This is a genomic window from Salinispora sp. CH2A1_6 (assembly GCF_056820975.1).
On sequence record NZ_JBXEDG010000001.1, the window covers coordinates 336803 to 350104 of the forward strand.

The 13302-nt window shown below is 71.4% G+C and carries 14 protein-coding genes; 8 read left to right on the forward strand and 6 right to left on the reverse strand.

Annotated elements, in window-relative coordinates:
* Positions 1-157: 157 nt before the first annotated feature.
* The gene (locus tag AC1UKG_RS01600; RefSeq protein ID WP_026271553.1) at positions 158-667 is read left to right on the forward strand and encodes a GNAT family N-acetyltransferase; all 510 of its coding nucleotides are present in this window, start codon (positions 158-160) and stop codon (positions 665-667) included.
* On the opposite strand, the gene AC1UKG_RS01605 is transcribed toward AC1UKG_RS01600, so the two are convergent.
* Entirely contained in the window at positions 661-3024 is a 2364-nt protein-coding gene (locus AC1UKG_RS01605; RefSeq protein ID WP_482642122.1) for an AAA family ATPase, read from the reverse strand. The genes AC1UKG_RS01600 and AC1UKG_RS01605 overlap by 7 nt on opposite strands.
* Before the next feature lie 239 nt (positions 3025-3263).
* On the opposite strand from AC1UKG_RS01605, the gene AC1UKG_RS01610 reads away from it, so the two are divergent.
* From AC1UKG_RS01610 to AC1UKG_RS01620, 3 genes are all read left to right on the forward strand, one after another.
* A complete protein-coding gene (locus AC1UKG_RS01610; RefSeq protein WP_018814691.1) occupies positions 3264-3899 on the forward strand; it encodes a class I SAM-dependent methyltransferase in 636 nt (211 codons plus the stop codon).
* Between the two features lie 126 nt (positions 3900-4025).
* Complete coding sequence (locus AC1UKG_RS01615) at positions 4026-6878, forward strand: alpha/beta fold hydrolase (protein WP_482642121.1); 2853 nt, start codon at positions 4026-4028, stop codon at positions 6876-6878.
* Positions 6878-7777 (forward strand): ABC transporter permease subunit, encoded by a 900-nt coding sequence (locus AC1UKG_RS01620; RefSeq protein ID WP_018744864.1) that lies wholly within the window; start codon positions 6878-6880, stop codon positions 7775-7777. The genes AC1UKG_RS01615 and AC1UKG_RS01620 overlap by 1 nt, the downstream gene beginning before the upstream one ends.
* 31 nt (positions 7778-7808) lie before the next feature.
* Here the strand turns inward: AC1UKG_RS01620 and AC1UKG_RS01625 are convergent, their stop codons facing one another.
* Together AC1UKG_RS01625 and AC1UKG_RS01630 are read right to left on the reverse strand one after the other, a co-directional pair.
* The gene (locus tag AC1UKG_RS01625; protein WP_482642120.1) at positions 7809-8075 is read right to left on the reverse strand and encodes a DivIVA domain-containing protein; all 267 of its coding nucleotides are present in this window, start codon (positions 8073-8075) and stop codon (positions 7809-7811) included.
* 143 nt (positions 8076-8218) lie between these two features.
* Complete coding sequence (locus AC1UKG_RS01630; protein WP_196230290.1) at positions 8219-8380, reverse strand: hypothetical protein; 162 nt, start codon at positions 8378-8380, stop codon at positions 8219-8221.
* A 249-nt stretch (positions 8381-8629) separates the two neighbouring features.
* Between AC1UKG_RS01630 and AC1UKG_RS01635 the strand changes: the two genes are divergently transcribed.
* The 3 genes from AC1UKG_RS01635 to AC1UKG_RS01645 all read left to right on the forward strand — a co-directional run bounded on the left by AC1UKG_RS01635 (position 8630) and on the right by AC1UKG_RS01645 (position 9604).
* A complete protein-coding gene (locus AC1UKG_RS01635; protein WP_018744866.1) occupies positions 8630-8863 on the forward strand; it encodes a winged helix-turn-helix domain-containing protein in 234 nt (77 codons plus the stop codon).
* Between the two features lie 154 nt (positions 8864-9017).
* A complete protein-coding gene (locus AC1UKG_RS01640; protein WP_482642119.1) occupies positions 9018-9245 on the forward strand; it encodes a winged helix-turn-helix domain-containing protein in 228 nt (75 codons plus the stop codon).
* A 122-nt stretch (positions 9246-9367) separates the two neighbouring features.
* Positions 9368-9604: a GntR family transcriptional regulator gene (locus tag AC1UKG_RS01645; RefSeq protein WP_026271552.1), complete on the forward strand. Its 237-nt coding sequence runs from the start codon at positions 9368-9370 to the stop codon at positions 9602-9604.
* A 375-nt stretch (positions 9605-9979) separates the two neighbouring features.
* Here AC1UKG_RS01645 and AC1UKG_RS01650 read toward each other — a convergent pair whose 3' ends face one another.
* Together AC1UKG_RS01650 and AC1UKG_RS01655 are read right to left on the reverse strand one after the other, a co-directional pair.
* Complete coding sequence (locus AC1UKG_RS01650; protein ID WP_482642118.1) at positions 9980-10807, reverse strand: hypothetical protein; 828 nt, start codon at positions 10805-10807, stop codon at positions 9980-9982.
* A gap of 26 nt (positions 10808-10833) precedes the next feature.
* Entirely contained in the window at positions 10834-12036 is a 1203-nt protein-coding gene (locus tag AC1UKG_RS01655; RefSeq protein WP_482642117.1) for a helix-turn-helix domain-containing protein, read from the reverse strand.
* A gap of 192 nt (positions 12037-12228) precedes the next feature.
* Here AC1UKG_RS01655 and AC1UKG_RS01660 point away from each other — a divergent pair, with 192 nt between their 5' ends.
* Positions 12229-12831 carry a hypothetical protein gene (locus AC1UKG_RS01660; protein WP_018814685.1) on the forward strand — a complete coding sequence of 201 codons (603 nt, stop codon included), beginning with the start codon at positions 12229-12231 and terminating at the stop codon, positions 12829-12831.
* On the opposite strand, the gene AC1UKG_RS01665 is transcribed toward AC1UKG_RS01660, so the two are convergent.
* Positions 12828-13286: a hypothetical protein gene (locus tag AC1UKG_RS01665; RefSeq protein ID WP_475890339.1), complete on the reverse strand. Its 459-nt coding sequence runs from the start codon at positions 13284-13286 to the stop codon at positions 12828-12830. The genes AC1UKG_RS01660 and AC1UKG_RS01665 overlap by 4 nt on opposite strands.
* Positions 13287-13302: the final 16 nt, after the last annotated feature.

Here is a 13302-nt window from a genome sequence, read left to right on the forward strand (position 1 = left end):
GCTGACGCTACCTGCTGCCGTGGCGTGGGACGGAGAAACCAGCAACGGAGGGTGAGGAGGATTCGGGTAGGGCCGACTGGTCGATCTCTTCGTCCGGATCGTCAGTCCGCCCCGTTTGCGCTGGACGCTCGCCGATGAGCCCGGCAGACTGCCGGACGTGGCGGGTGACGTGCGGTTGGAGCCGGTGAGTGAACGCAACCTCGAATCGTTGCTCTCCGTAGCTGCCGCTGAGGCGGATCCGGCCGATGTCATGCCGCCGGTCCAGGCCCCGGCCGGCTGGTCGCAGGCCCGGCGGGAGGCGTTCCGCGAGTTCCACCGGGCCAGCTTCGCCGGGTTGCCGGGCCCGACCCGCACCCGGATGTACGCCGTCCTGGCCGCCGGTGAGGTCGTCGGGGTGATCCGGATGACGCGCTGCGACGAGCCGGAGGCGGTCGAAACCGGGCTGTGGCTGGGGCGTTCGGCGCGGGGCCGGGGGATCGGAGCCGCCGCGCTCCGGGAACTGCTCAACAAGGCCGCCGCGGCCGGCATGCGCCGGGTGGTCGCGGCGACCACCCCCGACAACCGGGGTGCGCTCTCCGTGCTCACCACCTGCGGCGCGCGGTTGCGCGAAGCGAACGGCCAGATCCACGCCGAGCTGTCGCTGGACGGTACGCCGAAGGACTACTGACGTTTCTTCGCGTACTCGGCCAGCCAGGCGACCTGGGCCGGGTCCAGGGAGGGGCGTACGCGGGTGCGGGCGACCGCCACGTGGGCGGTGGTCACCGTCGCCGCGGCGAGTGATTCGCGCATCGCCGCGAGCGCCGCCTCCCGGACCAGCGCCGCGCAGTCCGCGGCGGAGAAGCCGTCCAGGTCCCCGGCGAGCGCGCCGAGGTCCACCTCCGGCGCGAGCGGCACGGTGCGCGACGCCGCCCGCAGGATCTCCGCGCGGCCCGCCTCGTCCGGCGGCGGGACGTAGACCAGCCGCTCCATCCGGCCGGGGCGCAGGAGAGCCGGGTCGACCAGATCCGGACGGTTGGTCGCACCCACCACAACCACGTTGCGTAAGGATTCCACTCCGTCCAGTTCGGTGAGGAGGGCGGCCACCACCCGGTCGGCCGTACCGCCGTCGGTGGCCTGACCCCGTACCGGCGCCAGCGCGTCCACCTCGTCCAGGAAGACCAGCGTCGGCGCGGCCTCGCGGGCCCGGCGGAACAGCTCGCGCACCGCGCGTTCGCTCTCGCCCACCCACTTCGACAGCAGCTCGGCGCCCTTCACCGAGAGCACGTTCGCCCGGCCGGAACCGGCCAACGCGGTCACCAGGTACGTCTTGCCGCAGCCCGGCGGTCCGTAGAGCAGAACCCCGCGGGGCGGCTGCACCCCCAGCCGGGTGAAGGTGTCCGGATAGGTGAGGGGCCACAACACCGACTCGGTCAGGGTCTGCTTGACCTCGGCCAGGTCCCCCACGTCCTCGAGGGTCACCGACGCCAGCTCCAGGGTCGACGCGGCCATCGTGGTCGGGCGGACCACCGTCAGCGCCGCGTGCAGGTCGGCCATCGTCATGTGGGGCTGCTCCACCGTCTTCTGCCGCAGGGCAGCCCGGACCCCCGCCTCGCGGACCAGCGCGGCCAGGTCGGCGGCGACGAAACCGGGCGTACGCGCCGCGACCTCGTCCAGCCGTACGTCCTCGGCGAGCGGCACCGGTCGGGTCAGCACCCCGAGCTGTTCCCGGCGCCCGGCGGCGTCCGGCAGCGGGACGCTGACCCGCAGCGAGAGCAGGTCCGGGGTACGCAGGGCGGGATCCACGGCGTCGAGGCGGCCGGTGGTGCACACCACGGCGGCCCCGGCCGCGACGGTCTCGGCCACCACCTGGCGGAAGACGGTGGCCATCGGGCCGGGCGCGGCGGCCGGGGCGAGCGCCTCCACGTCGGTGACCAGCAGGACGGCCGGTCCGTCGGTGCGTACCGCGGCGGCCGCGGCCCGCAACCGCTCGGCGGCGGCCGGGTTGGTCAACGCGGCGAGCTCCGGTCCCCAGAGCGGTCGAACCCGCGCACCGACCCGGGCGGCGACCGCGCGAACCAGCGCGGACTTGCCGGACCCGGCCGGGCCGTCCAGGAGCACGCCGAGCGTCACCGTGGTGCCGAGTCGGCGCAGCACCGCACCGCGGTGGAAGCCGAGGTCGAGCAGCTCGGTCAGCTCCTCGGCCTGGGCGCGCAGCCCGGGTAGCTCCTCCACCGTCGGCGCCGGGTCGGTCGTCTCCGCCGGCTCGGCGTCCCGTGCCCCGGTGGCCGAGGCAGCCCGGGGCGCGGCTTCGGCGGGGGACAGTGCCCGGGACGTCGCCAGGTCTCGGGCTGCCGGGTCGTGGGCGGTGAGGCCGTGGGCTGCCGGGTCGTGGGCGGTGAGGTCGTGGGCTGCGGGGCCGCGGGCGGTGAGGTCATGGGTGGCGGGGCCGTGTTCCCACCCGACGGTGGTCTCCATCGTGACCAGCGCCGCCGACGCTGGTGCGGCGGTGGTGACGGTGAGCAGGGTGCTGGTCCAGGCGTAGCCGACCCGGTTGGCCAGGCTCTGCCGGGCCGCCGTCAGGAGGCCACGTAACGCCGGGTCGGGCAGCACCGCCGGGGGCAGCGCCGCCGGGGGCGGCAGCTCCTGCGGCAGCAGCGAGACATCGTCGCCGGTGGTGACCACCTTGCCGAGTAACGCGAGCCGGAGTAGCTCCGGGGAGACGGCCGCGACCACCTGCGGTGCGCCGGTGAGAACCACCCGGGCGGCGGCGGTGACCTGGGTGGGGCCGACAGTGACCTCACCGCCGTCGCGCAGGCCAAGGTTGCCCAGGGTCAGGTCATCGGCGTACAGCAGCCCGGGGGTGGCCTCCGGCTCACCCGCCTCGGCCCGGGCGGCGGTGGCCCGCCGACCGGCCAGCCGGACCGGATCGCCGGGGCGGATCCCCAGCGCGGTGAGCACCTCCGGGTGCAGCCGCACGACGCCCCGTCGGGCGTCCAGCGCGGCCGGCTGTCGGCTGGCGGTGAGTACGAGCTCCGGTCCCCCCACCCACCGAACCCTAGCCGGTACGCGGAAGGGGTCTCGGTAGCCGCCGCGGTGGCGCGACAACCGTCCGGAGTTCCCGGTTCGGTGCTGGTCGCGGTGGACCTGCAGCTCGGTGTCGGCGCGGGGTTCGCCACCTCCCGATTTGCCGTCATGGCAAAGGTGTTTGCGGTCCGCGTCGTACTGCCGGAGGGTGGGACTTCCGCGTGATCCGGTAATCGGCAGAGGAAGCAGAGGAACCTGTGATGACTGACGTCGACGCCCTCTTCAACGTTGACTACTGGGACCAGCGATACAGCGAGGCCGGGCCGGTGTGGAGCGGCGACCCCAACCCCGTGCTCGTCGAGGAGGTCGCCCCCCTTGCCCTCGGTACGGCCCTGGAGGTGGGCTGCGGCGAGGGCGCGGACGCCATCTGGCTGGCCGGACACGGCTGGCAGGTCACGGGCGTGGACTTCTCCGCGCAGGCCCTCGCCCGCGCCGCCGAGCGCGTACCCGCCTCCCTGGCCGGGCGGCTGCGGTGGGAGCGGGCGGACGTTTGCGACTGGCAGCCCGACGACGGCCCCCGTTATGACCTGGTAGCCGCGTCCTACCTGCACTTCTCCGGGGCACTGCGGCGGCGGGTGTTCGCCACTCTCGCCACCCGGGTGGCCCCGGACGGCCACCTGCTGATCGTCGGGCACCACCCCAGCGACCTGGACATCGCCGTGCGCCGGCCCCCGGAGCCCGACCTGTTCTACACGGCTGACGAGTTGGCGCAGGAGCTGCCCGCCAGCGACTGGGAGGTGCGGACCCGGGCGGCGCGCCCGCGCGCCGCCACCACACCGGACGGCACGCCGGTGACCATCCACGACACCGTGCTCACCGCCCGCCGCATCCGCTGACGCCGACAGCACCGGACCGACGCCCCCGGCGCCCAGTCCGGCGACGGCCCGGTGCTCTCCGCCGACAGTGGTGTGTTCTGTGTTCACTCAGGCGATCCTCAGCTCTCCCCCCGTAGCGTGTGCCGCATGAGATCGCCGTCACCGGCCGCGTGGATCCGGCGCGCCCTGCCCACCCGTCGGCGTGCGCTGGCCGCGGCGGCAGCAGCGGTCGTCGTCGTCCTGCTCGCCGCCGGAGTCGCCGGGACCCTCCGGCCCGCCGAGCCGGACCTGCGCACCGAGGCGGCGCTGATCACCGTCCGGTCGGGGCCGACCGGCGACGAGCCGGTCGAGCTGGACACCACGCTGTACCTGCCCCCCGCCGCGGCCGCCGGCTCCCCGGTGCCGGCGGTGCTGCTCGGGCACGGCTTCGGCGGCACCAAGGAGTCGGTCCGCGCCGACGCCGAGGAGTTCGCCGACCGCGGGTACGCGGTGCTGACCTGGACCGCGCGGGGCTTCGGTCGCAGCGGCGGCCAGATCCACCTGGACCACCCGGACTACGAGGTCCGCGACGCCCAGCGCCTGCTGGACTGGCTGGCCGCCCGCCCGGAGGTCGTCACCGACGCTGCCGGGGACCCGCGGGTGGGCGTGGTCGGCGGCTCCTACGGTGGCGCGCTGGCGCTGCTGCTCGCAGCGCAGGACCAGCGGGTCGACGCGATCGTGCCGATGATCACCTGGAACGACCTCGCCCGCTCCTTCCTGCCGGAGCAGAGCGGCGAGGGGCCGGAGCAGGGGGTGTTCAAGAAGGGCTGGGCCGGGCTCTTCTTCGGCAGCGGCGGCAACCCCGGTCCCGTCCCCCTCGGCGGCTCCGGCCCGGCCGGCGGCCTCGCCCCCAATGGCGGTCCCGTCCCGGGCGGCTCCCTCCCGGAGAACGCGGCCACCACGGCCGGCGCCGTCGACCCGTCCTGCGGGCGGTTCGCCGCCGACGTGTGCGCCGCGTACCTGCGGATCGCCACCACCGGGCGGGCCGACCCGGACGCCGTCGCACTGCTGCGCCGCTCCAGCCCGGCTGGGAAGCTCGACCGGGTCGAGGCGCCGACGCTGCTGGTGCAGGGGGCGGCCGACACCCTCTTCCCGCTCGCCGAGGCAGACGCGAACGCCCGGGAAATCGCCGCGACCGGCACCCCGGTCCAGGTGGCCTGGTTCACCGGCGGGCACGACGGCGGCGACGGCCCGAAGACCGACCGGGACCGGATCCGGCACCTGACCGCGCGGTGGCTCGACCACTACGTCAAGGGCGAGGGCGCGGCCCCCGCCGACGACTTCACCTTTTCTCGGATCGCCGGGTTCGACGCGCTCGACCGGGGGCTGGTCGCCAGCGGCTTCCGCGCCACCGGCTACCCGGGCGTCGATGGCACCGGCCAGCAGCCGGTGCCGGTGAGCGGTCCGGCGCAGTCCATCGCCAACCCGCCGGCCGGCAACCCGGCCGCGATCTCGTCGGCGCCCTTCGCCGGGGAGCTCTCGTCGCTGCTCGACGGGGTCGCCGGGGATATCCCCGGGCAGCACGCCCGGTTCGAGTCCGCACCGTTGCCGGCCGCGGTGGACGTGGTCGGTGCGCCGACCGTCGCCATCCGGGCCGCGTCCCCGACCGGCACGGCCGTACTCTTCGTCAAGCTCTACGACGTCGCCGGTGACGGGTCCGCGACCCTGCCGAACGGGCTGGTCGCGCCGATCCGGCTGGAAGGGCTACCGGCGGCCGTCGAGGACGCCGAACCGGTCACCGTCACCCTGCCGGCGATCGTCCGCCGGATCGAGGCCGGGCACCGGCTGCGGGTCGTGGTGGCGACCTCCGACCAGGCGTACGCCACCCCGGTCGAACCGGCCGTCTACAGCGTGGCCCTGGCGAGCGGGGCGGTCACCCTGCCGACGGTCGCCAGCGAGCCGATCCCCACCGACGCCGTCATCTGGCGCTGGGTCCTCGCCGGGCTGATCGCCACGATCGTGGTCGGGCTCGTCGTGGTCGTCGCCGTCCTCCGCCGCCGGCACCAACGTCGCGAGAGCCGGGTCCACCCGGCGTACGCGGGCGTCCCGCTCGCCGTCCGGGAACTGCGCAAGGAGTACGCGGACGGCTTCGTCGCCGTCTCCAACGTCGACTTCGAGGTGCACCCCGGGCAGGTGGTGGGCCTGCTCGGACCGAACGGCGCGGGCAAGACCACCACGCTGCGGGTGTTGATGGGGCTGACCCAGCCGACCGCCGGCGAGGTCTACGTCTTCGGGCACCGGCTGGTGCCGGGCGCCCCGGTGCTGTCCCGGATCGGAGCCCTGGTGGAGGGCCCCGGCTTCCTGCCGCACCTGTCCGGGGCGGACAACCTGACGGCGTACTGGCGGGCGACCGGGCGGCCGTGGGCCGACGCGCACTTCGACGAGGCGTTGGAGATCGCCGGGCTGGGCACCTCGGTGCACCGGAAGGTGCGGACCTACAGCCACGGCATGCGGCAGCGGCTGGCGATCGCGCAGGCGATGCTCGGCCTGCCGGAGCTGCTGGTGCTCGACGAGCCGACCGACGGCCTGGATCCGCCGCAGATCGCCGAGATGCGCCGGGTCCTGCGGCGGTACGCCACCGACGGCCGGGCGGTGCTGGTCTCCAGCCACCTGCTCGCCGAGGTGGAGCAGACCTGCACCCACGCGGTGGTGGTGACCAAGGGCCAGATCGTCGCATCCGGCCCGGTCGAGGAGATCGTCGGCGAGTCGCCGAGCGTCCTGCTGGAGGTCACCGACCCGGTGGCCGCGCGCGAGGTGCTGGACCGGCTGGCGGGCGTCTCGGTGCTGCCCGACGGCGACGGACAGCTCGTGGTGGACACCAACGGCACCGCCCGCAGCGAGGTGGTCGCCGAGTTGGTGCGGGCCGGCATCGGGGTGGACCGGGTGGTGCCCCGGCGGCGCCTGGAGGACGCGTTCCTGGCCCTGGTCGGCGAGAACTCTCGGGGAAGCGGGGACCGATGATGGCGCAGACGACGGTCGAGCCCGGTGCGGGCGACTCCGGCGGCACCCCGTCCGGCGCGGCGGCGGGCTACCGGCCCTTCGCCACGCTGCCGGTGCGGGCCGAGTTCCGGCGGCAGGCGTCGCGGCGACGGACCCAGCTCGCGCTGGGCTTCATGGTGCTGCTGCCGCTGATCATCCTGATCGCGTTCCAGTTCGGCTCCGGCGACGACGACAACGGGCGCGGCGAGTTCGGCAGCCTGGTCGAGTTCGCCACCTCCGGCGGACTGAACTTCACCCTCTTCACCCTCTTCGTCTCCGCGTCGTTCCTGCTGGTGGTCGTGGTGGCGCTCTTCTGCGGGGACACGGTGGCCAGCGAGGCGAGCTGGGGCAGCCTGCGTTACCTGCTCGCCGTGCCGGTGCCACGGGCCCGACTGCTCGCGGTGAAACTGCTGGTGGCGCTCACCTACTCGGCGCTGGCGCTGCTCCTGCTCGCCGGCACCGCGTTGCTGCTCGGCACCCTGCGGTACGGGTGGGAGCCGCTGCGCAGCACGGTCGCCGCCCAGCTGGAGCCGGGGGAGGGGCTGCTGCGGTTGCTGGCGGTGCTCGGCTACCTGGCCGTCGTACTGCTGGTGGTGGCGGGTCTGGCCGTGCTGCTGTCGGTGTCGACGGACGCCGCGTTGGGCGCGGTCGGCGGGGCGGTGCTGCTCTGGATCCTGTCCAGCATCCTCGACCAGATCACCGCCCTCGGCGTGCTGCGGGCCTTCCTGCCGACGCATTACAGCACCGCCTGGCTGGGGCTGCTGTCGACACCGATCCAGACCGACGACGTGGTCCGGGGAGCGATCTCGGCGATCAGCTACGCGACGCTCTTCTGGGGCCTGGCCTTCTGGCGCTTCACCCGCAAGGACGTCGTGTCCTGACGGCACGTGGGTGTGGGTAGCTCCACCGTGCTCAGTGGCGCCATCGGCTGTTCGGGATGGTGGCGGGCTGGCAGTCGGCGTGTCGGGACTGCCACTGCCGCAACGCCTGCCGGATCAACTCACCCTCGGCGTGGGCGGTGCTCGCCTCCCGGGTAAGTCGTTCCAGCTCGTCGGCGACGCGGTCAAGGTAGGCGTACACCTGCTCGGGGTCCAGGCCGCGCCAACGTCGCCGGGCGAAGGTCGCGGCGCGAACCTGGGATGAGAACAGGCGTCGGGCTCGGTAGATCATGGCGGTCACGTCCTCTCGGGTCGGGGGTTGGGGGCGGCGCCGAGGCGGGCGGGGGCGACCGGCACGTCCGCGCGTGGCGTACCGGCCGGAGCCCGGCACCCGCCCCGGGCCCCTTTCCACGTCGCGCACGTTCGCGAGCGGGCGTCGGGTGTTCAGGGCGTCGGCGCCCAGATCCAGTACGTCTGCGCTACCTCGCCCCTCCGCCCTGGCGGCGCGGTGGCGGAAGCAACACCGGGGTACGTCTCGCATCGGTGTGCTGTCACCGGCTCGGTCGTCCAGGCCACGCCGGCCGCCGACGCCTTCGAGGTCCTCATGTGGATCTCCCTCTTCTTTGCTGAATGCCGGGGCAGCGCGTTACCCAACACGAAAGGCTGCGGGGTTGGCGCAAGCTGCCCCGGCAAAAGCCGGTCTTGGTCCCGGCGAGGAGCGGCGCACCTAGCTGCCGAGCGAGGAGCACCACCCATCCGACAGTAAGTGTCTAAGGTGTCTAAGTCAACGTCGAGGTTGTAGGTGTTGAAGGTGCCGTGTTGGAATGGGTGGGCCGAGCGAGGAGTGCCCCCACCATGTCCAACCGCACCGCTGACTACATTCGTGTCGTGGATTCGATCACTGCTCAGATTCGAGCGGGTGAGCTTGCGCCGGGAGACAAGCTGCCGACCTACGCGCAGCTTGCCGAACACTTCAAGATCAGTGTGACCACTGCCCAAACCGCGCTGCGCATTCTTCGGGAGCGTGGATTGGTCGAGGGGCACCAGGGCAAGGGAACGTACGTCTCGGAACGTCCAGAGCTGAGGTAGTACGTCAGGTAGCACGTGGGATGTGGCCTGCCTCGTACTTGGGGTGAGTGCGGCTGCCACTGCCGAAAGCCCTGCCGGATCAGCTTGCCCTCGGTGTGGGTGGCCTTCGTATCTCGAGTGGGTCGTCCCAGTTCCTAGGCGAAAGGACTCTGACGTGCCTGCACTGCCGCTCAGCTATGCCGACATCGCTGCGGATATCACCGCCCAGATCGAAGCTGGTGAGTATGAGCCAGGCGCCAAGTTGCCGTCCTACTCCCAGCTCGCCGATCTCTACTCCGTCTCAATCTCCACGGCAGCCCGCGCCGTGGCGCTGCTGCGTGATCGGGGAGTCGCTGTCGGCGCACCGGGACGAGGGGTGTATATCCGGCAGCCGAACCGCTGAAGCTCGGTCTTGCCCGTCGCGAACTGCGGCGCTACTCCGGTGCGCCAAGCCGGGAGGCGCATTCGGAGGGGCTCCAGCGGGCGTCGTCATGGCCTGGCAAATGCCAATGGTTGGATGAGGCTATGCCTCATGCCGTCCCGCTCTGGAGAGTCATCCGGGATGACCTTCGCGCTCGGATCAAGGCGGGCATCCTCAAGCCTGGTGACAAGTTGCCCAGCACGCGGGAACTTGCGGACCAGTATGAGACGAGTCCAGTAACAGTGCGCAAAGCAGTCGATATCCTCATTGAGTCTGGCGAGTTACTGGGTAGGCAGGGAATGGGCGTCTTCGTGGCCATTCCGCCAGCGGGTGATCGTTGAGGTACTAGGCACCGGCGGACCTCGCGACCGTCCGTGACGAGCCTTGTTGACACCGGTCGCCGCAGGGACTGCAATCTAGGTGTCCGGTCAAGGGCGTAGTTGCCTGACGCGGCACGTTCCCAGGCCGAGGCGGTTTCCAAGGGTTACGTGTGTTTCGCAAGCGGAGAGTTACCACGCGAGGAGTGCACCGTCATGTCCCGCCGTACCGCTGACTACATTCGGGTCGTGGATTCGATCGAGGGGCACCAGGGCAAGGAAACGTACGTCGTGGAGCGTCCAGAGCTGGGGTAGCGCGGTCCGGTAGTACGTGGGATGTGGTCATGCCTCAAGCTTGGCCCGGCAAGGGCGGCTGCCACCGCCGTAACGCCTGCCGGATCAGCTCCTGTGCGGAGCTGCTGTGTCGCCTCCGACACGGTTCGCCGAGCCCCGTTGGGCCTGGTGTGTGAACCGGCTGGTGGAGAGTTGGCGCGGGGCCACGCCATCGGCGATTAGGGTTTCGGTCGTCGGGCCGTTGCCGATCGTAGTGATTAGCACCGTGTGTACGTCGCCGTCGTCCAGCAGCACTTGGACCTGCATTGCCCATGCGGCTAGCTCGAATGTCGGCTGTGGGGTCCATGTCCACAGCACCCGGCCCGTGATCAGTTCGTAGCGGCTGCGCCAGGTCTGGAAGGCGTGCGTGCGCCAGACCAGTAGCGGCACGTCACGGTCCGCACCGTCGCGCTGCGCACCGTCGCCGATCGCCGCGAGGGCGGCGTCGATGGTGGTGTCGAGGGCGTCGCGGACGGGGACACCGTGGGCTTCAGCTCCGCGGCGTAAGTAGTGAACGCTGACCGCGTCGGGCGGCAGGCCGAGTACGACGCGGCCGGAGGCTTCCGTCCGCCCGTACTCGATGTTGGTGTTCAGCCCCGGCAGGTCGGGCATCCGGCGTGGTACCCAGAACAGGATGACGTCGGCGATGGCCATCCAGCGTTCCTCCCAGTCCTGGGAGATGTAGCCGGGCTGTGGCTGGTGGCGGTCGCGTGCCTCGGGGACGAACACGACGAGGGTTCCTGGCCCGGTCCAGCCGTCGGCGAGCAGGCGCAGCGCGTCGGGTCGCCAAGACGGCGCGGTGGGATCGCGGGGCATCGGCCCGGCGACGAACACGGATGCCTGCCAACTGTCGGGGGGTTGCTCGCTGGCGTACACCACGACCGTCTCTCCCACGGGCTCTCCTTCTGCTGAGTTGCTGGTCAGAGCGGGATGCCGACACGTTCGCACAGGCCGCGCAGTTCGGCCCAGCCAGAGCCACGTCGGGCCCGGTCCAAGGCGCCGCGCAGGGTTTCGGCCACGATCGGGGAGTTGCGTACGCGCTGCGGTGCGAGGCGTTCGCCGACCAGGAGCATCCGCACTGCCTCGGTGTCCTTGCCGGTATTCGACAGTGCGCGGGCGAGGTCGATGTAGAACGCGGCCTGCCGGGACACGGCCGGTACAAGGTGTGGGGTAACGCTGCGGGCGATCTGCACGGCGTGGCCGGGGTCGTTGCCGTCGGCTTCCATACTGATGCGCCAGAAGTCGATGTTGGTGGGGCCGAAGTGTAGGCCGAGCGCGCCGGATTGGCCGGTGCGTTCGGCGATATCGGCGGCCTCGGTGATGGCGGCGGCGGCACCGTCAACGTCGCCTTGGGCGTACTTGGCGAACCCGGACACGGTAACCAGTTGTCCCAGCAATTCGAGGCCGGCGGGCTTTGACAGGTGCCCTTGCAGCGCGGTGGTGCCCTGGTCGGCGATGATCTGCGCGCGGGTGTAGAGGCCGATGCCGCTGGCGGCGTGGGCCTGCGACCAGGCAGCCATGCCCAGCATGATTGGGTCTTCCAGTTCGGTCGCGGCTTGCCGGGCGCGGTCGGCCACGAGTACGGCGGAGGCGGGTTCGCCGAGGTATCGGATGACGAACGAGGCCGCATCGGCGGTGAAGACCAGGGCCTTGAGCGCTTCGGTGCGTTCGTGTCCGGCGGCTGCGGCGTGCAGACCAGCAAGGAGGTCGGGGAGTAGGCGGGCGGCGCCGAGGTAGTCGCAGCCGAACCGTAGCGCGGTCACGGTGTCGAGTTGGTGCAGCAGCGGCTGGAGCGGACCGGCCGCGACGGTGGCTGGGTAGTCGAGGTCGGCTTCGATGATTGCCTTGGTGATGCCATGAATCGCGTCGCGGGATTGACCCTTGTCACCGGGTAGTACCCCGGTTGTGGTCAGGTCGGACAGCGGCACCCGCAGTGCGGTGGCGATCTCGGCGAGGACGAACCGGTTGTCGGCCGACCGTAGTCCGTTCTCGATGCGAGACCAGGTGGTGTGGCTGATCCCGGCGACGCTGGCGGCGTAGCGGATCGACCAGCCGCGCTGCTGGCGAAGCAGCTTGATGCGCTCGCCGATCGGCTCGTCGGAGATCAGGCGCGGTGGCCGCATCACGCGTCTCCTTCCCCTGTGGATGATCGACAGCTTCGGTCATGGCCTGCTACCAGCGTAGACGCTGTGGTGCCAATTGGCACCAGCTACACCGATCGATGGAATTACCGTCAGGTCACGGGACGTGGCGGTCCGTGACTAAGCCTCCAGGCCGCTGCACCCGGACCTGTTGGCGAAAGCGAAGGAGTAGACATGAAGACCACACTCAATCCCGTGGCCGTTGGTACCCGCGCCGCAGAGATCCTGAGCCAGATGCAGGCTCACGATCTCTGGGATCGATTCACGACCAGCAGCATGAAGTACAGCCCATGCTGGGCAACGTACACGGGCATGCCCTCCGTCAGCCGGTTCAACCTGGACTCGGACGGGCAGCCGCTGCTGGTCGAGGCCGTGCGAGCGCTCGCACTCAAGGCTGCCGTGTTCGAGCTGTCGGGCGGCGACGAGCAGGCCGCCGAACTGTTGCTGCCGCTGCCCGTCGATGACATGGTCCACGCCGTCCTGGCCCAGCACACCGTCATGTCGTGGATCGAGCGCGACCTCGGGGTGCTGTTCCCGCACGACACCGACCTGGAGGACTTCACCTACACCCGCGGCTGCGTCACCGACGTGTACTACGCCGCGGCCGGCTGGGGCGAGCAGCCGCTGCGCTACTGGCTCGACTCCCGCGAAACCAACCGTCGTATCGCCCACCTCAACGAGTTGTACGGCACCGTCGGCATCACGGCGGGCGGCCGGTCCCACGACATCGACTTCGACACCATGTTCACCGACGATCCCAAGCCAGCGGCCGTCTAGACCCTAGCCATCTCGACCGACAGCACCCGGCGCAGGATCTTCACGACCTCGCCGGGTGCGAACCTCTCCCCAGCAGCCCGCTCCAGCCGAGCCACCGTGCTGAAGATCCGATCCGGATCGGTATTCCGCAGATGCGCCACCATCCACGCACTCAGATCATCCAGCGAATCGGGCAGCACCAGCGCCTCCTCCGGTGGCTCAAAGACGTCCAGAGTCTCCAGGTCGGGCACCGGCTCACCAGCCGACGCGTACGCCCCGGGCGGCATCCCCACCCGATACGGGTGCACGCACACCGGGGTCCCCAACGGAGTCGCCCGCCAGCCGAGCTGCCGATTGAACGCCAACTCGGTCGCCGGCCGGGCGACGACATCGAACCGACCGGGCGCGAGCGTCTGCGCGGGGCAGATCCCGCACGTCTCCTCGCACCAGCGCTCCAGCGGACCGTCCAACTCCACCCCCACATCGTACGGG

Bases quoted from the DNA above. Each gene is read 5' to 3' on its own strand.
- AC1UKG_RS01610 (WP_018814691.1), top strand. From the start codon at position 3,264: ATGACTGACGTCGACGCCCTCTTCAACGTTGACTACTGGGACCAGCGA.
- AC1UKG_RS01660 (WP_018814685.1), top strand. From the start codon at position 12,229: ATGAAGACCACACTCAATCCCGTGGCCGTTGGTACCCGCGCCGCAGAG.
- AC1UKG_RS01630 (WP_196230290.1), bottom strand. From the start codon at position 8,380: ATGAGGACCTCGAAGGCGTCGGCGGCCGGCGTGGCCTGGACGACCGAG.
- AC1UKG_RS01655 (WP_482642117.1), bottom strand. From the start codon at position 12,036: ATGCGGCCACCGCGCCTGATCTCCGACGAGCCGATCGGCGAGCGCATC.
- AC1UKG_RS01620 (WP_018744864.1), top strand. From the start codon at position 6,878: ATGGCGCAGACGACGGTCGAGCCCGGTGCGGGCGACTCCGGCGGCACC.
- AC1UKG_RS01645 (WP_026271552.1), top strand. From the start codon at position 9,368: ATGCCTCATGCCGTCCCGCTCTGGAGAGTCATCCGGGATGACCTTCGC.
- AC1UKG_RS01635 (WP_018744866.1), top strand. From the start codon at position 8,630: ATGTCCAACCGCACCGCTGACTACATTCGTGTCGTGGATTCGATCACT.
- AC1UKG_RS01615 (WP_482642121.1), top strand. From the start codon at position 4,026: ATGAGATCGCCGTCACCGGCCGCGTGGATCCGGCGCGCCCTGCCCACC.